General features: G+C 59.1%; 19 protein-coding genes. 5 read left to right on the top strand and 14 right to left on the bottom strand.

Features of this window, described 5'->3' with window-relative positions; all coding sequences use genetic code 11:
* Positions 1 to 201: 201 nt before the first annotated feature.
* Positions 202 to 1125 carry a sulfite exporter TauE/SafE family protein gene (locus WLQ66_RS00800; protein ID WP_340544330.1) on the top strand — a complete coding sequence of 308 codons (924 nt, stop codon included), beginning with the start codon at positions 202 to 204 and terminating at the stop codon, positions 1123 to 1125.
* A gap of 112 nt (positions 1126 to 1237) precedes the next feature.
* Positions 1238 to 2005 (top strand): TIGR02186 family protein, encoded by a 768-nt coding sequence (locus tag WLQ66_RS00795; RefSeq protein WP_340546273.1) that lies wholly within the window; start codon positions 1238 to 1240, stop codon positions 2003 to 2005.
* A gap of 99 nt (positions 2006 to 2104) precedes the next feature.
* Here WLQ66_RS00795 and WLQ66_RS00790 read toward each other — a convergent pair whose 3' ends face one another.
* The 6 genes from WLQ66_RS00790 to WLQ66_RS00765 form a co-directional block, all read right to left on the bottom strand.
* Positions 2105 to 2863 carry an SDR family oxidoreductase gene (locus WLQ66_RS00790; RefSeq protein ID WP_340544329.1) on the bottom strand — a complete coding sequence of 253 codons (759 nt, stop codon included), beginning with the start codon at positions 2861 to 2863 and terminating at the stop codon, positions 2105 to 2107.
* Complete coding sequence (locus WLQ66_RS00785) at positions 2860 to 4398, bottom strand: ATP-dependent DNA helicase (RefSeq protein ID WP_340544328.1); 1539 nt, start codon at positions 4396 to 4398, stop codon at positions 2860 to 2862. The genes WLQ66_RS00790 and WLQ66_RS00785 overlap by 4 nt, the downstream gene beginning before the upstream one ends.
* 109 nt (positions 4399 to 4507) lie before the next feature.
* Entirely contained in the window at positions 4508 to 5149 is a 642-nt protein-coding gene (locus WLQ66_RS00780) for an acyl-homoserine-lactone synthase (RefSeq protein ID WP_340544326.1), read from the bottom strand.
* Between the two features lie 94 nt (positions 5150 to 5243).
* Positions 5244 to 5963, bottom strand: coding sequence for a helix-turn-helix transcriptional regulator (locus WLQ66_RS00775; protein WP_340544325.1), 720 nt, complete (start codon positions 5961 to 5963; stop codon positions 5244 to 5246).
* 315 nt (positions 5964 to 6278) lie between these two features.
* Entirely contained in the window at positions 6279 to 7559 is a 1281-nt protein-coding gene (gene ccrA / locus WLQ66_RS00770; protein WP_340544323.1) for a crotonyl-CoA carboxylase/reductase, read from the bottom strand.
* Positions 7560 to 7669: 110 nt separating this feature from the next.
* Complete coding sequence (locus WLQ66_RS00765; RefSeq protein ID WP_340544322.1) at positions 7670 to 9124, bottom strand: 1-acyl-sn-glycerol-3-phosphate acyltransferase; 1455 nt, start codon at positions 9122 to 9124, stop codon at positions 7670 to 7672.
* A gap of 179 nt (positions 9125 to 9303) precedes the next feature.
* On the opposite strand from WLQ66_RS00765, the gene WLQ66_RS00760 reads away from it, so the two are divergent.
* From WLQ66_RS00760 to deoD, 3 genes are all read left to right on the top strand, one after another.
* Positions 9304 to 11271: an ethylmalonyl-CoA mutase gene (locus tag WLQ66_RS00760; RefSeq protein ID WP_340544321.1), complete on the top strand. Its 1968-nt coding sequence runs from the start codon at positions 9304 to 9306 to the stop codon at positions 11269 to 11271.
* A gap of 119 nt (positions 11272 to 11390) precedes the next feature.
* On the top strand, positions 11391 to 11708 hold the full coding sequence (locus tag WLQ66_RS00755) for an H-NS histone family protein (protein ID WP_340544320.1): 318 nt from the start codon (positions 11391 to 11393) through the stop codon (positions 11706 to 11708).
* A gap of 23 nt (positions 11709 to 11731) precedes the next feature.
* Complete coding sequence (deoD, locus tag WLQ66_RS00750; protein WP_340544319.1) at positions 11732 to 12436, top strand: purine-nucleoside phosphorylase; 705 nt, start codon at positions 11732 to 11734, stop codon at positions 12434 to 12436.
* Between the two features lie 75 nt (positions 12437 to 12511).
* Here the strand turns inward: deoD and WLQ66_RS00745 are convergent, their stop codons facing one another.
* The 8 genes from WLQ66_RS00745 to WLQ66_RS00710 all read right to left on the bottom strand — a co-directional run bounded on the left by WLQ66_RS00745 (position 12512) and on the right by WLQ66_RS00710 (position 20619).
* On the bottom strand, positions 12512 to 13387 hold the full coding sequence (locus WLQ66_RS00745; RefSeq protein WP_340544318.1) for an urea carboxylase-associated family protein: 876 nt from the start codon (positions 13385 to 13387) through the stop codon (positions 12512 to 12514).
* Between the two features lie 102 nt (positions 13388 to 13489).
* Positions 13490 to 14671, bottom strand: a complete 1182-nt coding sequence (locus WLQ66_RS00740; protein WP_340544316.1) for a type III PLP-dependent enzyme — start codon at positions 14669 to 14671, stop codon at positions 13490 to 13492.
* Positions 14672 to 15210: 539 nt separating this feature from the next.
* A complete protein-coding gene (locus WLQ66_RS00735; protein WP_340544315.1) occupies positions 15211 to 15990 on the bottom strand; it encodes a succinate dehydrogenase iron-sulfur subunit in 780 nt (259 codons plus the stop codon).
* Positions 15991 to 16140: 150 nt separating this feature from the next.
* Positions 16141 to 17052 carry a hypothetical protein gene (locus WLQ66_RS00730; protein WP_340544314.1) on the bottom strand — a complete coding sequence of 304 codons (912 nt, stop codon included), beginning with the start codon at positions 17050 to 17052 and terminating at the stop codon, positions 16141 to 16143.
* A 90-nt stretch (positions 17053 to 17142) separates the two neighbouring features.
* Positions 17143 to 18948 carry a succinate dehydrogenase flavoprotein subunit gene (gene sdhA, locus WLQ66_RS00725; RefSeq protein WP_340544312.1) on the bottom strand — a complete coding sequence of 602 codons (1806 nt, stop codon included), beginning with the start codon at positions 18946 to 18948 and terminating at the stop codon, positions 17143 to 17145.
* Between the two features lie 15 nt (positions 18949 to 18963).
* On the bottom strand, positions 18964 to 19335 hold the full coding sequence (gene sdhD / locus WLQ66_RS00720; protein WP_340544311.1) for a succinate dehydrogenase, hydrophobic membrane anchor protein: 372 nt from the start codon (positions 19333 to 19335) through the stop codon (positions 18964 to 18966).
* Between the two features lie 18 nt (positions 19336 to 19353).
* The gene (gene sdhC / locus WLQ66_RS00715; RefSeq protein WP_340544310.1) at positions 19354 to 19737 is read right to left on the bottom strand and encodes a succinate dehydrogenase, cytochrome b556 subunit; all 384 of its coding nucleotides are present in this window, start codon (positions 19735 to 19737) and stop codon (positions 19354 to 19356) included.
* A 192-nt stretch (positions 19738 to 19929) separates the two neighbouring features.
* A complete protein-coding gene (locus WLQ66_RS00710) occupies positions 19930 to 20619 on the bottom strand; it encodes a DUF1194 domain-containing protein (protein ID WP_340544309.1) in 690 nt (229 codons plus the stop codon).
* Between the last annotated feature and the right edge of the window lie 31 nt (positions 20620 to 20650).

Here is a 20650-nt window from a genome sequence, read left to right as displayed (position 1 = left end):
AAAGGCATCTGCAAGCGCCCGGCTCCGGCCGGGCGTTTGCCGTTTTGACACAGCCAGAGTCAGACTTTTCGGAAACCAGTTCTCCCCATGCGAGTTCCGACCAACTTTCATAGGTCCAGTTTTTGCCCTAGCGTCAGTCCTGTTTTCTGCGGAGCGGCATCGGCAGTTGATTTTAGCCAATTGCTGCGCTCTAACACTGATATGCAGATTTATCTTCCCATCGCCGAAGTCTCGGTCAACGCATTCCTGCTGCTGGGGCTTGGCGGCATGGTCGGCATCCTGTCCGGCATGTTTGGTGTCGGTGGCGGCTTCCTGATGACACCGCTCCTGTTCTTCATCGGCATCCCGCCGGCAGTGGCCGTTGCCACCGAAGCCAATCAGATCGTGGCCTCCTCATTCTCCGGTGTTCTTGCTCATTTCAGGCGCCGAACCGTCGACATCAAGATGGGCCTGGTTCTTCAAGCGGGCGGTCTTTTCGGTGCGGCGCTTGGGGTTGTGGTCTTCAACTATCTCAAAGCATTGGGCCAGGTCGATCTGCTGGTAAAACTCTGTTACGTCGTCTTTCTTGGCGTTGTCGGCGGGCTGATGTTCATCGAAAGCCTGAATGCGATCCGCAAATCCAAAGCCTCCGCAGGTGGCGCCCCCGCGCCGCGTCGGCAGCGTGGCTGGGTCCATGCCCTGCCCTTCAAGATGCGGTTCCGCACATCCGGCCTCTATATCTCCGTGATTCCTCCCTTGCTGGTCGGTGTCGTCGTCGGCATCCTCGCGGCAATCATGGGTGTTGGTGGTGGCTTCATCATGGTGCCAGCCATGATCTACATCCTCGGGATGCCAACCAAGGTTGTGGTTGGTACATCGCTGTTTCAGATCATTCTGGTCACCGCCTTTACCACGATGCTGCACGCCACCACGAATTATACCGTGGATATTGTTCTGGCGGTTCTATTGCTGATCGGCGGGGTGATCGGTGCCCAGATCGGCACCCGGATCGGCGTCTATCTCAAGGCTGAACAGCTCCGCATTCTGTTGGCGCTGATGGTAATTATTGTCTGCGTCAAACTCGGGCTGGACCTGTTGCTGATGCCATCTGAGCTTTACTCGCTCGGCAGCGATGGAGGGCACTGAAATGCTCCATCGCGTCATCAGGCAACGCCTCCGTCGCGAGCCGCAATCCCAGCCGGCCCGCGGCTCCGCGCGGCTCTGGATTGCATTCCTCCTGGTCCTGCCACTCGGGTCGATGGCCACCGCTCAGACCTCCACCGATCCGGCAGATAGCGACCCTCCCGCTGGCCCGCGCGAGGAAGTCGTGCTCGGTCTGAGCCAAGACCGTGTTGCCATCACCGCCGACTTCGACGGATCGGAAATCCTCGTCTTTGGGGCCGTGAAGCGGGAAGCCCCTATCCCGCAGGACGACCCTCTTCAGGTGATCGTCGCCGTATCCGGTCCGGCCTCGCCCGTGATGGTACGCCGCAAGGAGAAAAAGCTTGGGATCTGGGTCAACACCGACAGCGTGCTGGTAGACTCGGCACCGAGCTTCTACGCAGTTGCGACAAGCGCGCCGCTCTCTCAGGTGCTGAGCGATACTGAGGACCTGCGGTATCGAGTCTCCGTGGGGCGGGCCATCCGCTCGGTCGGTGCCGGAATGCACATCCGCGGGGCACAGAAATTCGCCGAAGCCGTGATCCGCATCCGGTCCGAGAACAATCTCTATTCTCTGCGGGAGAACACTGTCGCCGTCGATCAGCAAACGCTGTTTCGCACTGCGATCGAGATGCCCGCCGACCTGACCGAAGGGGCCTATCGGACCCGCATCCTGCTCACACGAGGCGGGTCGGTTGTCGCGCAGTACGAAACCAGCATCGACGTGCGCAAAGTCGGGCTGGAACGGTTTCTTTACACACTTTCACGCGAACAGCCGTTTCTCTACGGCCTTATGTCACTGGCCATTGCAATTGCCGCAGGTTGGGGTGCCTCTGCTGCCTTCCGCCTGCTGCGCAACAGCTGATGACCACGAACCAGATCCAGACCCAGACCGCCGCGCTACGCCCAACGGGCGTGGTGCCAGCTTGCTGGTGTCACAACGGGCGGGAGACCTCTGCAGTGACTATCCACGCCCGATGTAAGGCATCTTAGTTGCCATCACGGTCATGAATTGCACATTTGCCTCAGGCGGAAGATTTGCCATATGCAGCACCGACCGTGCAGCATCCTCAACGGCGAAGGTCTCCATCGCGCCCGCTGCCGGATCCGTCTCGGCCTGCCGGACGCTCAAATCCGCAACCATCGGCGTGCGTGCGTTGCCGATGTCAATTTGTCCGCAGGCAATATCAAACGGGCGCCCATCCAGCGACAGGCTACGGGTCAGCCCGGTGATCGCGGCTTTGGTCGCCGCATAGGGGACCGAATGTGGGCGCGGAACATGGGCTGCAATTGATCCGTTATTGATGATCCGCCCGCCCTGCGGGGCCTGCTGGCGCATCTGGCGAAAGGCCGCTCGGGCCGAAAGGAACATGCCGTTCAAGTTTACATTGACGGCTGCAAACCAATCCTCCAGCGCAATCTCATCAATCGTGCCGGAAGGGGTAAAGATGCCTGCATTGTTGAACAACACATCTAACCGCCCGGCCCGCTTTGCAAAGGTCTCCACGGCACGATCGACAGCCTCAGCATCGGTGACATCCGCCGGCAAGACATGAGCCGTGTCGCGCCCCTGCGCCACGGCCTCCAGCGCCTTTGCGCGGCGGGCAAGCAGGCCCACCTGCCAACCTTCGTCCAGAAACAGCTCCGCCACGGCACGGCCGATACCGGAGCTGGCTCCGGTGATCAGGATCGTGCGTCTAGAATCTGGAGCTTGGATCGTCATAGTGGGCTGTCCTCTTGCAGTTCCAGGGTCAGGGCGCCTACCGGCGCGGCCCGCAGGTCGTCCACCTGCAGAGGGCCTGTCGGCTTTGCCAGACGATTGCGCACCACCCAGATCAGGCGCTCCTGCGCCCGCGTAATGGCCACATAAGCAAGCCGCTTCCAGAGCGGTTGCCCGGCCTCCACCCGGCCCATGCGCGCCGCGGCATAGATATCAGGCGCAAAAACCTGCGCCGTGGGCCATTGCGAGCCCTGCGCCTTGTGAATAGTGACGGCCGCCCCGTGCAGAAACGCCGCCCCCATACGCGCAGCAAATGGAATGAAGGGCTCTTCTTCATCCGGTTTTTCGATCTTCACGATAGAGGCCGCAGAGACCTGCGGGTCCTCTGCCCCCATGACGTGAAGGCGCGAAAATCCAGGCTTGCGACCCGGTCCGAGGTAGATGACCTGGGCCCCCTTGATCAGGCCGCGGGCTTCCAGATCCAGCCTTTTCTTGCGATGTTTCATCGGCAATTCGATTCCGTCGCAGATCAGCGGCTCGCCAGCCAGCAAACTGTCCTCCGGCGCACCGTGCACGTTACGAAACGCATTGATCAGCCGAATCCGGGTGTTGTTGCGCCAGACCAGAACCGGAGAACGTGCCATCAGATCCACCTCGACCCGTTGCCCCCAGACGACGCGATCATCCTGGCGAGAGAGGTCCTCAACCATGCGCTCAAAATCCTCAAACCCGATGTTCGGATCAGCCAGAGCATGAGCGAGGTCCAGAATGGGATTGCCTGCCTCTTGGCGGTGAATGCGGTTGAGGATCAGTTTGCGCTCTTCTGGCAGCGTTTCAAAAACCATGGCACCGGATTGGTTCACCGGGGCGAGCTGTGCGGGATCGCCAAACAGCAATAATGTCGGGAAAATTTCCTGAAGGTCCTGGAACTGGCGGTCATCCAGCATCGAAGCTTCATCTATAAAGCCGATATCCAGCGGCTCCTCCCGCCGTTTCCAACCGGTGATGAAGTCAGATCCGCGCAGACCGGCAGCAGCCAACGCACCAGGGATCGACTTGTTGCGTTCATAAAACGCCTTCGCCCGCGCCAGGGCTTCTTCGGTTAACCCCTCAATTTCGGGTTCATCGCCACTACCCGCCAGCCATTCCGCTATCCGCTCATATTCCGGATCATAGACAGGCGTATAGAGGATCCGGTGGATCGTAGTTGCGGGAACACCACGAAGGCGCAGCACGCTGGCGGCCTTGTTTGTGGGCGCGAGGATTGCGAGTGTGCGCCGGTCCTCATTCTTCTTGCGGCTCTCATAGTCGCCGGAAACAACCTCGACACCGGCCTTTTCCAACGCCTTATAGAGCTCCGCCAACAACAGCGTCTTACCAGATCCGGCCTTGCCAATAACCGCCATTGCGCCACCGTCACCGCGGGGCGGGTGAAGCAGATCGTCTTCGAGATCGACCCCTGCGTCACGAAGAAGACTGCTGACACGATCAAAAGCGACGGCCTGATCGTCGGAGAATTTAATGGGTGCTGCGCTCATTCGGCGACACTACAGCCGCCGGGCCGGCTGCACCAGAGCAGACGGCCCCACATCATATCGTTTCAGCGCAGCTCGCCCTCCTTCAGCGCTATGCCCATCGACACCCTGTTCACCCCGTCAGCGCAACGGGTCCTGGCGCGCCTGCACCGCCAAAGGAGCGGTCGAACCAGAGTGTCGACAATTCCGGCTGAATGCCTGCCTTCTGCGCGACCCGGTGATACGCCTCGGTAGAATAGTCCCACAGGCCAAGGCAGATCCGGTCCCGCCCCGCGCCCATGGTGCCGACAATTTCCGGGCTAAACCCAAGAGAGCGGTAGATCCGCACCATCCGCCGATCAAAAACCCCGGCAAAATGCGCGATATTGAAGTTCCGCATGATCTCAAGCCCGGCCAGGGTCAGCGCCCCGGCCACATTGCCGCTGACATGTCGGGACAGGCAGAACCGGGTGCATTCCCAGATCAGAGGGCTGCGGATCGCCTCCCCGCCGGTCAACTCAGGAAAGACATCATTTACCATGATTGGACCCGTAGAGGGCAGGAAACGCATTGACCCACCGTGGCTGCCATCGGGCTGCTGCCAGATCACATATAGCGGATCAAGCGCATCATATTCATCGCGTTCTTCCCCGCAGGCATCTACCGAGACCTCCCAACCCAGCCGCGTCTTGAACTGATCCGCGCGATCCACGAACATCGAATGGGCAAGCTCACGGTGCTTATACAGGTCGTGTGCATATACGTAACGAAGCATAACTTAGTCCCCTTTAGATAGAAAAGTGGGACCAGATTACGATCAGAAGATATTTTCAACTATAGGGTTAATGAACATCAACAGCTTCAACGTCTTAGATGATGATCAACCCGAGACTCAGTGCCCGTGCGATGGCATGCGTGGTGTTGATCGCCCCCAGTTTGAATCGCGCGCTCTCAATATAGACCCGCAATGTGTGCTCCGAAATGGTCAGCGTCTTGGCCACCTGGGCTCTGCTGTAGCCCATCGCAAGCAAGGTTAACGCGTCAATCTCACGTGGGGACAGGGGTTGGACGTGCTCCGGGCTGCGATCCGGTTCAAATTCCAGCGCCTTGCGGTTGAAGTAATGCCCGATCAGGATCAGGTCACGGCTGTGTCTGTCAGTGAATTTCGTCCAGGTCTCATCGTTGCAGTTGTGGCTGACCGTGAACAAAGCGAATTGCCCGTTTGGCCCACGGATCGGGATTGAGTACCCCTGATTGCCTACGTCATGGGCAAGGGCGTCCTGCAGAAACTCGCGCGCAGGCTTGGACGACCAATCAAGGCGGCGCCAGTCAACCGGGTGAAACCGCTGATAGCAGCCGATAATGACCGGATCGACACGCACATAGGCTTTTTCCTGATAGCGCTCGACCCATTCCCGCGAATAGGTGCCAAAGTGATAGTGATCGCCAGCGCTGTCGACCCAGTGATACATGGCGTGATCAACCTCAAAGGTCTCACAGACCCGCTCAATGATCTCTTGCAGACCATCGACCGTTGTCGTGGCGTCCAAAACCTCAAGGATAAGATCAAGATTAACTTTGGTTGCCATGAAATGCCTGAATTCTCACTTGGTCTCAGCGCAGAACCTCTGCACCTATTTGGCTGTCGGCAGATCCAAATTGCCGCAGCTCTGGCCTTTGTGCCGCGATCATCGATGCAGCGTCAACGGTAAGCCCGCATAATGATCAGGTTTTTATTTCATAAGCGATTATCTAGGGCGCGGCCACAAAATGTCTTCACCATCAGCACATGACCGCTGGTCATTCCGCACAAATGTTCGACAACCACGTTCGCACCAGCAAAACAATAACCCGCCAGTCACAGGAGCGACTGACGGGTGAAATAATGTGTCTCTCGAGGGTGTTTACCCTGCCAGAACATCCTCCAGTGTGCGCAGACCGGTCCGGGGCGCCTGAACCAGAACAGACATATTACCCGGCTTGTGCTCGTTGCGGAGCATCTTCATATGCGCCTCCGGCAGATCGTTCCAGGAGAACACCTCCGACATGCAGGGGTCTAGGCGGCGCTCGACCATCAGCTTGTTGGCAGCGGCGGCCTGCTTCAGATGCGCAAAGTGCGAGCCCTGCAAACGCTTCTGGTGCATCCACATGTAACGCACATCGAACGTCAGGTTATAGCCAGTGGTGCCTGCGCAGATCACAACCATGCCGCCTTTTTTACAGACAAAGGTCGAAACCGGGAACGTGCTTTCGCCCGGATGTTCAAACACCATGTCGACATTCACGCCTTTGCCGGTGATGTCCCAGATAGCCTTGCCGAACTTACGGGCTTCCTTGAACCAATTGGCATATTCGGGCGTGTTCACTGTCGGCAACTGCCCCCAGCAATCAAAGTCTTTGCGGTTGATCACACCCTTGGCGCCCAGCCCCATGACAAAATCACGTTTGCTTTCGTCCGAGATCACGCCGATGGCATTTGCACCAGCCGTATTGATCAACTGGATCGCGTAGGAGCCGAGGCCGCCCGAAGCGCCCCAGACCAGCACGTTCTGGCCCGGCTTCAGATCGTGCGGCTCGTGGCCGAACAGCATCCGGTAGGCGGTCGCAAGGGTCAGCGTATAGCAGGCGCTTTCTTCCCAGGTCAGGTGCTTGGGGCGGGGCATAAGCTGCTGCGACTGAACATTGGTGAACTGCGCAAAGGAGCCGTCGGGCGTCTCATACCCCCAGATGCGCTGGCTGGGAGAGTACATCGGATCGCCACCGTTGCATTCTTCGTCGTCGCCATCATCCTGATTGCAGTGAATGACCACCTCGTCGCCGACTTTCCAGCGCTTAACCTTGTCGCCCACGGCCCAAACGATGCCCGAGGCGTCGGAACCGGCAATATGGAACGGCGCACCGTGACCATCAAAGGGGCTGATAGGTGTGCCGAGAGCCGCCCACACACCGTTATAGTTCACACCCGCCGCCATCACGAGCACAAGCACGTCGTGGCTGTCCAGTTCGGGCACATCGACCACTTCCTGCACCATCGCAGTATCAGGGGTGCCATGGCGCTCTTTGCGGATGGTCCAAGCATACATCTTCTGTGGCACATAGCCCATCGGCGGCAGTTCACCGATCTCATAAAGCTCTTTTTCAGGGGCCTCGTAGGAGAGGGCGCCGTTCTGCGTGTCCAAAGCCATGCTGGCCTCCTTTTTTCCGCTGTTTGCCGCAATGCAGAATCGCAGCTGCTACCTAGGGAATAAGATCCGCCAAGCAACAATGCAACATCATTTATTTGATTTGGGTAATTTTATGACCCAGCGGATGCAGAATAACCCTTTGCACCTGCAGCAATACCAGCCTCTTTTGGCCCGTCAGTGTCAGGCTCCGGGATCAGATGACGGATTGAATTTGCGTAGTAGACAAGCAGATCGTGTTGGTCGGCCACCACCTCGTAGCCGCCCGCTGTCTGTCGCAGGATGCCTCTCATCGTCAGTTGACGTAGCCCCAACTCGGCGGCGGAACCGCGGTCGTTGCGCGATGTATGGATATAAGCATAGGGCAATCGAGACAGCAGCGCGTCCATCCCTGCTTCAATATCCGCACGGCTGAGCGGCTGTTGACCCTTTGGGAGGTACTCCACAGTGGCGGCGACCAAGGCCACCGGCAATACCGGAACACATTCGCCGATACGACCCATCAGCTCCTGCGCAAGACTCGTCGGCGTGTCCTCTCCCCCGCTGCAAAGAACAAAGTCGCGCAGGCTGAGAGGGCGCCCAAAACTGACTGCCGCATACCCGGATCGCTGGTAGCGCCTCGTCGCCCATAGCCACAGCTGACGCAGCATACGAACCGCCACCACATGGATGCGTGCGCGGAATCGTCGATCACCGGATTTCGCAGCCGATGTCAGGATCTTGTCTTCCAGCACGCGGTCGTAGTTCAGCGCAACAGGCACAAACACCACATCACGCCCGCCCTCGCCCTGTGCCGCCTGACCGTCAACGATGTATTTCAGTAGCCCCACCTTCGGCTGTGCCAAAGCGCCATCTAGGCTCAACCCGCCTTCGGGAAAAATCGCCTGGGTCACCCCGCCCTGTGTCGCCAGCCTCACATAGGTCGCCAGAACGCGACGATAGAGGTCATTGCGTGACTTACGGCGGATAAAATAGGCACCCATGGCCCGGATCAATCGCGACAACGGCCATACCCGCGCCCATTCACCCACCGCATAGGACAAGGCCGACCGGTCCGCCACCAGATAGGTGATCAGGACATAATCCATGTTCGAGCGATGATTCATGACAAAAACCACCGTCGCCTCAGGGTCTATTGCCTTCACTGCAGCTTCATCCAGATGACCGAGGCGAACACGATAGATCGCATTGGACAAAAACCGTGCGAGACGGATCGCGATGCTGAAATAGGCAACTGCGGAAAACGACGGGACGATCTCGCGGGCATAACGCCGGGCCTCCTCGAAGGCGACGTTTTCGGGAATGCCCTGCGCACGTGCATGGTCTGCAATCGCCTGGGCCACCTGCGGGTCATAGATCAGCCGCTGTATCATGTCGTAACGGCGTGCCAGTTTGAACGGTTGAATTGGTCGTTCCAGGCGGCGGTTCAACCGCGCCACAGCCCGCTCCAAACGACGACGGAAGAACCACCGCACCGACGGAAACAGGAAATGCGAGGCAAAGGTGATCGCGGCAAACAGCACGATAAGCACAAAAAGCCAAAGCGGGAGTTCCACGGTCTGCGTCATCCTGAGACCCTTCCCCATGCTTGCTGTCATTACAAGCACTTTGCCGGATCTGCAGAGGCCCCATATTTAGCAGCTGGCATGAAATGCCGCAACGCAGCGAATTGACATGGGTTTAAAATTGCAGTCTACATCAGCTTGACGAAATAAAATTACCGCAACACTGACTCGCGAGGCCCGACATGCCGCAGATGCAAAAAGACCGCCCCTGGCTGATCCGCACCTATGCCGGCCATTCCACGGCATCGGCATCCAACGCGCTGTACCGCGCCAACCTGGCCAAGGGGCAGACCGGCCTCTCGGTCGCATTCGACCTGCCGACCCAGACTGGCTATGACAGCGACCACGTGCTGGCCCGCGGCGAAGTGGGCAAAGTCGGAGTACCCATTTGCCATCTGGGTGACATGCGGACCCTGTTCAATGAGATCCCGCTGGAGCAGATGAACACCTCGATGACCATCAACGCCACGGCTCCCTGGCTGCTGGCGCTCTATATAGCGGTGGCAGAGGAACAGGGCGCGGATGTGTCCAAGCTGCAGGGCACGGTGCAAAACGACTTGATCAAGGAATACCTCAGCCGCGGCACCTATGTCTGCCCGCCCAAGCCCAGCCTCAAGATGATCGCGGATGTGGCGGAGTACTGCTACACCAACGTGCCCAAGTGGAACCCCATGAACGTGTGTTCTTATCACTTGCAGGAGGCCGGCGCGACACCGGAGCAGGAGCTGGCCTTTGCCCTGGCGACCGCGCAGGCGGTGCTGGACGAGCTGAAACCGCGCATCGCGCCGGAGGATTTCCCGGCCATGGTCGGACGCATCTCCTTCTTTGTGAACGCGGGCATCCGGTTCGTGACCGAGATGTGCAAGATGCGCGCCTTTGTCGATCTGTGGGACGAGATCTGCCGCGACCGCTATGGCGTCGAGGACCCCAAGTTCCGCCGCTTCCGCTATGGCGTGCAGGTGAACTCGCTCGGCCTGACCGAACAGCAGCCGGAAAACAACGTCTACCGCATCCTGATCGAGATGCTGGCAGTGACGCTCTCCAAGAAAGCCCGCGCCCGCGCGGTGCAGCTGCCCGCCTGGAACGAAGCTCTTGGCCTGCCCCGCCCCTGGGATCAGCAATGGTCGATGCGGATGCAGCAGATCCTGGCCTATGAGACCGACCTGCTGGAATACGGCGACCTGTTCGACGGCAACCCGACGGTCGATGCCAAGGTCGAGGAACTGAAGGCAGGCGCTCGCGCCGAGCTGGCCAACCTGGAATCGATGGGCGGTGCTGTCGCCTCGATCGAGTACATGAAGGGCCGACTTGTCGAATCCAATGCCGACCGGCTGAACCGGATCGAGAAGAATGAAACCATCGTGGTGGGCGTCAACAAATGGACCGAGGGCGAGCCATCACCGCTGCAGACCGAGGACGGCGGCATTATGGTGGTCGACCCCGCGGTGGAGCAGGAGCAGATCAGCCGCCTGAACGACTGGCGCGGCGAGCGTGACAATGACGCTGTGCAATCGGCCCTGGCCGCGCTGCGCGCAGCAGCGCAAAGCGGCGCCAATGTCATGGAGCCGTCGATTGCCGCGGCCAAGGTCGGCGTCACCACCGGCGAATGGGCCGAGGAAATGCGCAAGGTCTACGGCACATATCGCGGCCCGACCGGCGTGTCCGGGTCCGCCTCCAACAAGACAGAGGGGCTGGATGAGCTGCGCGAAAAGGTCAATGCCGTAAGCGACCAACTGGGACGCCGCCTGAAATTCCTCGTCGGCAAGCCCGGCCTAGACGGCCACTCCAACGGCGCCGAACAAATCGCCTTTCGCGCACGCGACTGCGGTATGGATATCACCTACGATGGGATCCGCATGACACCCGAAGAACTGGTAGCATCGGCACTGGCGGACGATGCCCATGTGGTCGGCATGTCCATCCTCTCCGGCAGCCATCTGCCCCTGATTGAGGAGCTGATGGGTCGGATGAATGACGCGGGCCTGTCGCATATTCCAGTTGTCGTTGGTGGAATCATTCCCGACGACGACGCTGACCGCCTTAAAAAGATGGGTGTGGCCCGTGTTTATACCCCCAAGGATTTCGAACTCAACGCAATCATGGGTGATATTGTTGAACTTGCAAAACAACCGCAAACGACTTCACATTAGCGGATTTTCGCAAATCAATTTAATCGACACAATTTTCTTGGTGAAATCACCTTGGGAATAGGGTCATAAATGAATGCGCCTCGTAGCATCACGATGCGCATTCATTTATGGAGAAGAAAATGGCCGTTGACCTCACAACGATGTCACGAAAAGAGCTTTTGGAATTGCAGGCGAATGTCGAAAAGGCACTGAAAGAAGCCGAGCAGCGCGAGCGCATCGAAGCATTGAAAGCCGCTGAAGAAGCTGCCGCAAAATATGGTTTCTCGCTTGACGAGATTGCAGGCAACAACCGAGGCACTGCCAAGAAAACCAAGGCAGCTCCGAAATACCGCAACCCGCAGAACCCGGAAGAAACCTGGACCGGTCGCGGTCGCAAACCTCATTGGGTCCATGCAGCGCTGACATCGGGCGTTGATATTTCCGATCTGGAAATCTGATTTCCAGAAGTTGAGGACAAAGTATGACTGTTCATATCGGAGCCGCCAAGGGCGAGATTGCCGAAACGGTATTGCTGCCCGGCGATCCCTATCGCGCGAAATGGGCCGCCGAAACATTTTTGAAAGATGCCCGCCTCGTGAATGAAGTGCGCGGAATGCTGGGCTTCACCGGCACCTGGAATGGGCATCCGGTCACCATTCAAGGCAGCGGAATGGGCATGCCTTCCCTGTCTATTTATGTGAATGAGCTGATCCGTGACTACGACGCCAAAACCTTGATCCGCATTGGGTCCTGTGGCGGAATGCAGGACAAGGTGAAAATCCGTGACGTGATCCTCGCCATGACGGCAACCACTGTCAGCTCCCCTTCGCGTGGGATTTTCAAAGAGGTCAATTTTGCCCCCTGTGCCGACTGGTCCCTGCTTCAGGCTGCCGCGAAGGCCGCAGAGGCGCATAAGCTCACGCCGCATATCGGTGGCATCTACTCATCCGATGTTTTCTATGACGAGCGACCGGACCTGAACGAGCAGATGGTGCGTCATGGCATTCTGGGCGTCGAGATGGAGGCAGCCGAGCTTTATACCCTGGCGGCCCGCTACGGACGCCGCGCGCTGGCGGTGCTGACGGTATCCGATCACCTCGGGACAGGCGAGGCGCTGCCGTCCGATCAGCGTGAGCGGAGTTTCGGCGACATGGTGGAAATCGCTCTCGAAGCGGCCTTTGCCTGAACTGAGAAATCGCAAAGACCCATAGAAAAGGCAGCGCCGATCGCGCTGCCTTTTTCGTTCTGCCAGCAGCCAGGCTCAACCGCGACCGTGACTACGGTCATACCCGTTGCGCGCAGGTGGCCGCCAATCTCCCAATGCACCGCTTTCGGGGGTGAAGACCTCAATCAACAACGGATGACAGGACGCGGTGTCACTGGTGTGTTCGTCACCACAATCGCCTCCCGGACAGGCGCTCAATGCGCCCAAGAGGTCAATTTCCGCAAAAAACTCAAGATAGTCGCCTGGGCGCACTGGGCTCGCTTTCATGAAGTACTGCCCGGTGTCACGAGTAAATCCGGTACACATGAATACGTTCAGGACATCGTGAATATGCGGCTCGGCTGCGTCCAGTGGCATATCCAGATGATCTGCCAGCGCCCGGGTCAGGTTGGAATGGCAGCAATGATGATAGTGACCGCCAGACAGCAGATTACCGGTATAGGGGTCGCAGCGGGTGCCGATCACGTCATGAACCGAGCCGCCATAGCCGTCGATCCCATACCAGCCCAGACTATCCGCAACAATGGTCGCCATCGGACGCAGATGCGGCAGGCTGCTCCACAGCCTCTCCCCCGTGGTTACATGAGTTCCATGCAGCGCACGTGTCTTGCCGGAGAAAAAGCGCTCGGTCAGATCAGCACTGTTCCAGAGATTGAGGTCCCCGACCTGCGGCCCCTCGACCGAGGTGATACGAAAGAAGCTTCCAGCCGCGACGCTGAAACAGGCCGCCTCCCGCGGCGAGACCAATACTTCGGCGGTTTTCTGCGCCGTCTCACGAGCAGTCCCATATCGCGACAGATCCGGCTTGGGCAATGTCTCGTTCGGGTAGCAGATGACTGGCGCCACGGCACGCCTTTGCTCTGCATCTTCGGGAGGCTGTGCCTCGGTGCCGGGAAAATCAGTAGCGGACATGGCGCAAACCTCTCTGTTGTTTGCGCCATGAAATCCAATGCAGCCGCCGGAAACAAGCCGACATTGCAAGGTGCTCAGGCCCTGCTGATTAAAGATCCGAGATCAGATCACCACCACATCGAGCGGTGGAAAGCCGTTGAAGCCAACAGAGGCGTAGGTCGTCGTATAGGCTCCACAGGAATGGATCACAACGCGATCCCCTGCTTTCAGATCAAGCGGCAGCTGGTAGAGCTGCTTTTCATAGAGCACATCAGCACTGTCACAGGACGGGCCCGCCAGAATGCAGGGGCCGGTCTGCTCATCCCCATGATCGGTGGTGATCCGGTAGCGGATAGCCTCGTCCATGGTTTCCGCCAGGCCTGAAAATTTGCCGATATCCAGATAGACCCAGCGGTGCAGATCGTGCGCATCCTTGCGCGAGACCAGCAACACTTCGGCCGCGATCGCGCCAGCCTCAGCCACCAGGCCACGACCGGGTTCCGCCATGATCTCGGTTGCGTCGGGGAAACGTGCCTCCACGAGCGCCATGACCTCCTGCGCATAGCGATTAGGGGCCATCACCTCGGTGCCGTAGCTCGCCGGGAAACCGCCACCGATGTTCAGAAGGGTCAGCTCATGACCGGCGGATTTTGCGGCCTGCCAAACCTGGGCGACCTGATCAAGCGTGCCAGCCCACATCTGCGGCTCGCGGGTTTGCGAGCCAACGTGGAAGGATACGCCGGAGACAATCAACCCAACCTCGCGGGCGCGGTCCATCAGGCTAAGCGCCATCGCACTGGAGCAGCCGAACTTGCGGCTGAGCGGCCAATCCGCCCCGGTGGCTTCGACCAGCAGGCGGATGCAGACATGGGCACCAGGCGCATGGGCGGCCAGCTTGTCCAGCTCGGCCAAGGCATCAACCGCGAAATGGGTGATCCCGATCTCATGAGCAAAGGCGATATCGCTCGGCCGTTTGATCGTGTTGCCGAAGGAAATCTGGCCAGGCCTTGCGCCTGCAGCCAGACACATTTCAATCTCGGCGCGGCTGGCCGCATCGAAATTTGCCCCCATAGTGGTGAGCCGGCGCAGAATCTGCGCTTCTGGATTGGCTTTTACCGCATAGTGGATTCGGGCACGCCCAAGGCCTTGGGCCAGGGCGGCGTATTGCCGGGCAACAGCTTGGCTGTCAATCACCAGTGTCGGGCGGTCAAACGCGGTCTGTGCGATATAGGACAGGTGGCGAGAAACGGGGACAATAGCATCTTGACGGGCAAGTTGCCCGGTTACGTTTGCGTTCATGGTCATCTCCAAAAGACCCGGCCATCTATGACCGCTCACTTCAATCAGAGACGTTACCGTCGCTACGTAACCATGGGGGATAACCCTTGGGACAGAGGCGCGTGCGTTGGCGTCTGTCCGCCATATCTACCAAACACACGAGTCGATCAAGAGTTTTCTGGGCCACTGAAGCCCTTATTTTCATGGGGGATTTGATCAGATTTCAGCCATGCGCCTATTGCAACACTTACCCGGTATTTCGGGGTCTGAGGCATGCACGCGGCACCCCGTCTCCTGGTTGGACGGCACCACAGGATGCACAGCGCCACTGGCTCGCCGACTTTTCCTGACGCCAGCGACAATCCCGGCTGAGGGTGGATGTATTGTGGCGCCAAAGGAAATATCCAAGGACACCGAGCAACAGAAAGAGGATCAACACTGGCATATCGCCTGTTTACCGATCCCCACTGTCAGCCGCAACTTCGGGGCGCAGTCGCTGCTCGACAACGCAGAACGCCACCCACAGCAGGTGAGCGGCGTTCTCCCTAATCAAAGCTTGGCAGGGCTTAAACCGCGCGTTCAACCATCATCTGCTTGATATGCGAAATTGCCTTGGCCGGGTTCAAGCCCTTCGGGCAGGTCTTCGCACAGTTCATGATGGTGTGGCAGCGATAGAGCTTAAACGGATCCTCCAGCTCATCCAGACGCTCAGGTGTTGCCTCATCGCGGCTGTCGATGATCCAGCGGTAGGCGTGCAGCAGCGCGGCCGGCCCAAGGTAACGATCCCCGTTCCACCAGTAGCTCGGGCAGGATGTCGAGCAGCTGGCGCACATGACGCATTCATACAGCCCGTCCAGCTTCTTGCGATCCTCGATGGACTGCTTCCACTCTTTCGCGGGGCGGTTGGTCTTGGTTTCCAGCCATGGCATGATCGAGGCATGCTGGGCGTAGAAATGGGTCAGATCTGGGATTAGATCCTTCACCACCGGCATATGCGGCAGCGGGTAGATCTTTACGTCGCCCTTGATCTCATCGAGGCCGTAGATACAGGCCAGGGTGTTGATCCCATCGATGTTCATCGCACAGGAGCCGCAGATCCCTTCGCGGCAGGACCGGCGGAATGTCAGGGTCGGATCGATCTCATTCTTGATCTTGATGAGCGCGTCCAGAACCATCGGACCGCATTTGTCCATATCGACAAAATAGGTATCCACCTGCGGGTTCTTGCCGTCATCCGGATTCCAGCGGTAGATGCTGAATTTGCGCACATTGGTTGCGCCTTCGGGCTTGGGCCAGGTTTTACCCGTGGTGATCTTGGAATTTTTCGGAAGTGCGAATTCGACCATAGATCGTTCTCCTTGCTTAGCTGCCCGCCAGCCACAGGCACAAAGCGCTGCGCTGGCAGGAGATCGGTGTCCGCGCTCCGGCAGGGCCGGAACGAAGATCTGTCGGTGTAGCGACCCGGTCGGTCGCAATCTGGTAGGCGCAGGGCAGCATCAGCGCAGCCCTCCCGCCTCTATCGGCGTCTGATCTGCAAGCGACGCAAGCTTTTTGGCATCGTCAGGGTAGTGTCGGCTCAGCGCGGCAAGCAGTGCCGTGTCACGCGCTGCGATATGCAGGATCGCCTGATACTCAGCGTCACCGGACATGCGCTGCCAGCGCTGATCCGTCCGCAAATCAAAATCGGCGCCAGCCTCTGGCGTATCAAAGGACGAACCACCACCATAGCGCTGAACCTTGCCAAGGGTATTGTCAACGCAGGGCAGCCCCAGTCGATCCAGCAGAGCGGAGCGGTATTCCGCGTCATGTATCCAGACATCATAGTCAATCACGGTCAGAGCGAGATCATCCGCCTGCGCGACCAACTCCAGCATCTTGCGGTAGCTGTCGATCGCCCGCAGCACCGAAGCGCTACGATACGCTACCGTGAAATCCGGGTTCCGTTGCAGCTTCTTCAAAAGCGAGGCCGACCAGTTCAGAAACCCACGCAGCAACAGGATATCATCGCTCAGAAGAGTCTCATCCAGATCACCGGAAACTGGCCGTTCCAGACCGAAGTCCGACGGCACCGTATCCTCATATGAGATGAGCAAAAGGCCACCGGCCTCCAGCGTTGCCCCCAACCCTGCCAGATCGCGCGTATCATGGCGCGCCAGCTGCACAGCGTTGCGCTCCACCCCCTGATGATGCGCCAGCGGCCCCCGGCCCGATTTGCAGTTGTTGAAGAACAACGCCTGTCCGTGCGGCGCATTGCGCTGCAACCAATTGGCAACCGCATGATTGCCGGAACGACGCATCCCGAACATCCGCAGCGCAGCATCGGGCCGCCAGCCGAGTTCTGGCCAACAGCCCGCATTGCCAACAACGCCTGCAACCGGCGTCACCGATGATGTCCGACCTGTCGCCATCACGCGACCACCTGCACAGATGTCGCCACTCCCCCGCGTATGCGGGGAAATGTTGCAATCTGATATGCTGGGGCTGCCTGCATCACGCTCTTAGAAGGTCCGTGCTTTGGGCGCGATCTTCGCCTCGCTGATGCCACCTTCGGCCTCAGTGGTGAGCGGCTCGACGATCACCGGGCGATAGGACAGATCCACCTTGTTGCCATCGACGCGGCTGACGGTATGAACCCGCCAGTTTTCGTCGTCTCGGTTGGTGAAATCCTCATGCGCGTGGGCGCCACGGCTTTCCTTGCGCGCCTCGGCGCCAACGATAGTGGCCAGCGCGTTTGGCATCAGGTTGGTCAGCTCCAGCGTTTCCATCAGGTCCGAGTTCCACACCAGAGACCGATCGGTCACAGCCAGATCATCAAGCTTGGCAGCGATCGCTGTCATCTTGGTTACGCCTTCGGACATGGTCTCCGAGGTGCGGAATACGGCAGCGTCGCTTTGCATGGTGCGCTGCATCTCAAGACGCAGATCAGCGGTCGGTATACCGCCCTTCGCGTGGCGCAGACCATCAAACCGATCAAAGGCCTTGTCGACCTGTGCTTGGTTCAGCACCGGGTTCGGGGCATCCGCATCGACAACCTTGCCCGCACGGATCGCTGCGGCGCGGCCAAAGACCACGAGGTCGATCAGCGAATTCGACCCCAAACGGTTGGCACCATGCACCGAGGCGCAGCCCGCCTCGCCCACAGCCATGAGGCCCGGCACAACGGCGGTCGGGTTATCTGCGGTCGGGTTCAGCACCTCGCCCCAATAGTTGGTCGGGATGCCGCCCATGTTGTAGTGCACCGTGGGCAGAACCGGGATCGGTTCCTTGGTCACGTCAACACCGGCAAAGATCTTGGCGCTTTCGGAAATGCCCGGCAGCCGCTCGGCGAGCGCCTCGGCCGGCAGGTGGCTGAGGTTCAGGTGAATGTGGTCGCCATGCTCGCCAACACCGCGGCCTTCGCGGATTTCCATGGTCATCGAACGCGAAACATAGTCACGCGGCGCGAGGTCCTTATACTGGGGCGCATAGCGCTCCATGAACCGCTCGCCTTCGGAGTTGGTAAGATAGCCACCCTCGCCACGCGCGCCCTCGGTGATCAGACAGCCAGAGCCGTAGATGCCGGTCGGGTGGAACTGCACGAACTCCATGTCCTGCAGCGCCAGGCCTGCGCGCGCCACCATGCCGCCGCCGTCGCCGGTGCAGGTATGCGCCGAGGTGGCAGAGAAGTACGCCCGTCCGTAACCGCCGGTCGCCAGCACAACCATCTTGGCGTTGAAGACATGCATGGTGCCGTCGTCCAGCTTCCAGCAGACAACGCCCTGACACTGCCCGTCCTCGGACATGATCAGGTCGATGGCGAAATACTCGACATAGAACTCAGCATTGTTCTTCAGCGACTGACCATAGAGTGTGTGCAGAATGGCGTGGCCGGTCCGGTCCGCAGCGGCACAGGTCCGCTGCACGGCGGGACCCTCGCCGAACTCTGTGGTGTGACCGCCAAAGGGACGCTGATAGATCTTGCCTTCCTCGGTACGCGAGAACGGCACGCCGTAATGCTCCAGCTCATAAACCGCCTTGGGCGCTTCACGGGCCAGATATTCCATCGCGTCGGTGTCACCCAGCCAGTCAGACCCCTTGACTGTGTCATACATGTGCCACTGCCAGTGATCAGGCCCCATATTTGACAGCGATGCCGCGATGCCGCCCTGCGCCGCGACGGTGTGGGAGCGGGTCGGGAACACCTTGGTCACACAGGCTGTGCGCAGGCCCTGTTCTGCCATGCCGAGGGTCGCACGGAGGCCAGCACCACCGGCGCCAACCACGACCACGTCATAATCATGTGTTTCGTATTCGTAAGCAGCCATTGAGAACCTCGGAATTTACAGGGCCAGGCGGATCAGCGCATAGGCGCTGACAGCGGCCACGGCATAGGACAGGCAGGTGATCAGAATAATCGTCAGACGACCTGCAAAACCGTGAACATAGTCTTCGATCATAATCTGCGCGCCGGATTTGAAGTGCATCATGCCCACCCAGATGGTCAGCAGAGCAACCAGCGCCGGGAACGGGCGCGCGTAATAGGCTGTGATCTCTTCGTAGGATCCCCCCAGCGCGGAGCCAAAGGTGAAGACAAACAGCGGAACCAGGATCAGCAATCCGATGGAGCTGACCTGCATCGACCAGTGATGTGCTGTACCGGATTTTGCTGCACCCATGCCAACGGCACGCTTGCGATCTGTCAAATAGCGCATTGCGACAACTCCTTCAGCTCAGACGATAAAAAGGGTGAGGACGGTCAGAACAACCGATCCGATAATGACGGCCCAGCCCAGTTTCTGCGCGGGTTCCAGATCCAACATCTTGCCGTTGTCCCAGATCAGGTGACGCACACCGGCCAGCGTGTGGTACCAGAGGCCCAGCACTGACAGGCTCATCACGATGTCGCCGAGCCAGCTGGTCATCACCGCATTTGCGGTGCGGAAATAATCTTCAGAAGTTGCCGCCGCCAGAAACCACCAGGCGATCAATAGCGCGCTCACAAGCAAGGCATTGCCCGTAATCCGCGTCAGGATCGAGGTGATCGAAGTGATCTGCGGGCGGTAGACCTGCAAATGTGGCGAAAGCGGGCGGTTGCCCCGATTTACATCGGCCATGTTGGCTCCTTTCCGGTTAGCTGACGACGTTTTAGCGGTTTTTTGCGTCCTGTCACGCAAACGAGCGGTAAAAATGCGCAGTTATTTTTGGGAATGCTACGAAAACAACAATATGTGATCACACGGTTCCGGTAAGTGATCACAAAACAGCATATAGGTGAATCCTTACAGAATCACATGGTGTTCGCGAATTTAATGGACTGACGGGACAAAGCTGCCCAAATCTGCATTTTGCTGTGCCACTTCCCGCAACAGTTTTTTGCGGATCGCATCTGGATAGTCGTCGAATCTGGCCGCAGTCTGAACAAAGGCGCCGGGTCCGTGAATGAGCTGTTCAAAGAAGTACGCCGTCAGATCCGGCTCGCTCTCCTCAATTGCAAGCGCATTGACAGTCACCCCTGCCGCGCTGAGAGCACCGCGCATCGCCGTCGGCTCGATCCCCTCATTCGACGGCCCGTCACCAGAAACATCGATCACCCGGCGGCGACAGCTCGGCACCAGCTGGAACTGCTCCAACGCCAGCTGCAGTGCCTCACCGATGCCGGTTGCGTAGTTGCGCCAGGGGCGCGGAGCACTGGCAATCTCCGCAGCCAGCCGGTCGACCGCCGGGAAATCTGTGACGCTGCGCCAGCTGAGCGTCAGGTCCTGGCGCCCGCTGCCCGACCATTGAATTAGCGCTACCCGCGCCTGTGCCCGCACCAGAGCCTCGGCGATGATCCCATCGCGCAGCGCCGCAGCCAATCCCTCCATCTGCGTGCGGTATTCCTCGACATCGACGCTGCCGGAGACGTCAACCGCCAGAACCAAGGCAAGATCGCACGCCCGCGCCTGCATCGGCGCCAGTGTCACAAGCATAAAAACGCACAGTCGAAGGATCCGCATATTCCAAGCTTAGCGAAAACAAGGCGGTTGC

Origin of the sequence: Phaeobacter sp. A36a-5a (genome assembly GCF_037911135.1) — a bacterium.
Taxonomy (GTDB): Bacteria; Pseudomonadota; Alphaproteobacteria; order Rhodobacterales; family Rhodobacteraceae; genus Phaeobacter; species Phaeobacter bryozoorum.
This window is presented reverse-complemented; position numbering and strand designations above follow the sequence as displayed.

Coding starts and splice junctions, on each gene's coding strand:
- WLQ66_RS00800 (WP_340544330.1), top strand. CDS start 202: ATGCAGATTTATCTTCCCATCGCCGAAGTCTCGGTCAACGCATTCCTG.
- WLQ66_RS00795 (WP_340546273.1), top strand. CDS start 1,238: ATGGCCACCGCTCAGACCTCCACCGATCCGGCAGATAGCGACCCTCCC.
- WLQ66_RS00790 (WP_340544329.1), bottom strand. CDS start 2,863: ATGACGATCCAAGCTCCAGATTCTAGACGCACGATCCTGATCACCGGA.
- WLQ66_RS00785 (WP_340544328.1), bottom strand. CDS start 4,398: ATGAGCGCAGCACCCATTAAATTCTCCGACGATCAGGCCGTCGCTTTT.
- WLQ66_RS00780 (WP_340544326.1), bottom strand. CDS start 5,149: ATGCTTCGTTACGTATATGCACACGACCTGTATAAGCACCGTGAGCTT.
- WLQ66_RS00775 (WP_340544325.1), bottom strand. CDS start 5,963: ATGGCAACCAAAGTTAATCTTGATCTTATCCTTGAGGTTTTGGACGCC.
- ccrA (WP_340544323.1), bottom strand. CDS start 7,559: ATGGCTTTGGACACGCAGAACGGCGCCCTCTCCTACGAGGCCCCTGAA.
- WLQ66_RS00765 (WP_340544322.1), bottom strand. CDS start 9,124: ATGACGCAGACCGTGGAACTCCCGCTTTGGCTTTTTGTGCTTATCGTG.
- WLQ66_RS00760 (WP_340544321.1), top strand. CDS start 9,304: ATGCCGCAGATGCAAAAAGACCGCCCCTGGCTGATCCGCACCTATGCC.
- WLQ66_RS00755 (WP_340544320.1), top strand. CDS start 11,391: ATGGCCGTTGACCTCACAACGATGTCACGAAAAGAGCTTTTGGAATTG.
- deoD (WP_340544319.1), top strand. CDS start 11,732: ATGACTGTTCATATCGGAGCCGCCAAGGGCGAGATTGCCGAAACGGTA.
- WLQ66_RS00745 (WP_340544318.1), bottom strand. CDS start 13,387: ATGTCCGCTACTGATTTTCCCGGCACCGAGGCACAGCCTCCCGAAGAT.
- WLQ66_RS00740 (WP_340544316.1), bottom strand. CDS start 14,671: ATGACCATGAACGCAAACGTAACCGGGCAACTTGCCCGTCAAGATGCT.
- WLQ66_RS00735 (WP_340544315.1), bottom strand. CDS start 15,990: ATGGTCGAATTCGCACTTCCGAAAAATTCCAAGATCACCACGGGTAAA.
- WLQ66_RS00730 (WP_340544314.1), bottom strand. CDS start 17,052: ATGGCGACAGGTCGGACATCATCGGTGACGCCGGTTGCAGGCGTTGTT.
- sdhA (WP_340544312.1), bottom strand. CDS start 18,948: ATGGCTGCTTACGAATACGAAACACATGATTATGACGTGGTCGTGGTT.
- sdhD (WP_340544311.1), bottom strand. CDS start 19,335: ATGCGCTATTTGACAGATCGCAAGCGTGCCGTTGGCATGGGTGCAGCA.
- sdhC (WP_340544310.1), bottom strand. CDS start 19,737: ATGGCCGATGTAAATCGGGGCAACCGCCCGCTTTCGCCACATTTGCAG.
- WLQ66_RS00710 (WP_340544309.1), bottom strand. CDS start 20,619: ATGCGGATCCTTCGACTGTGCGTTTTTATGCTTGTGACACTGGCGCCG.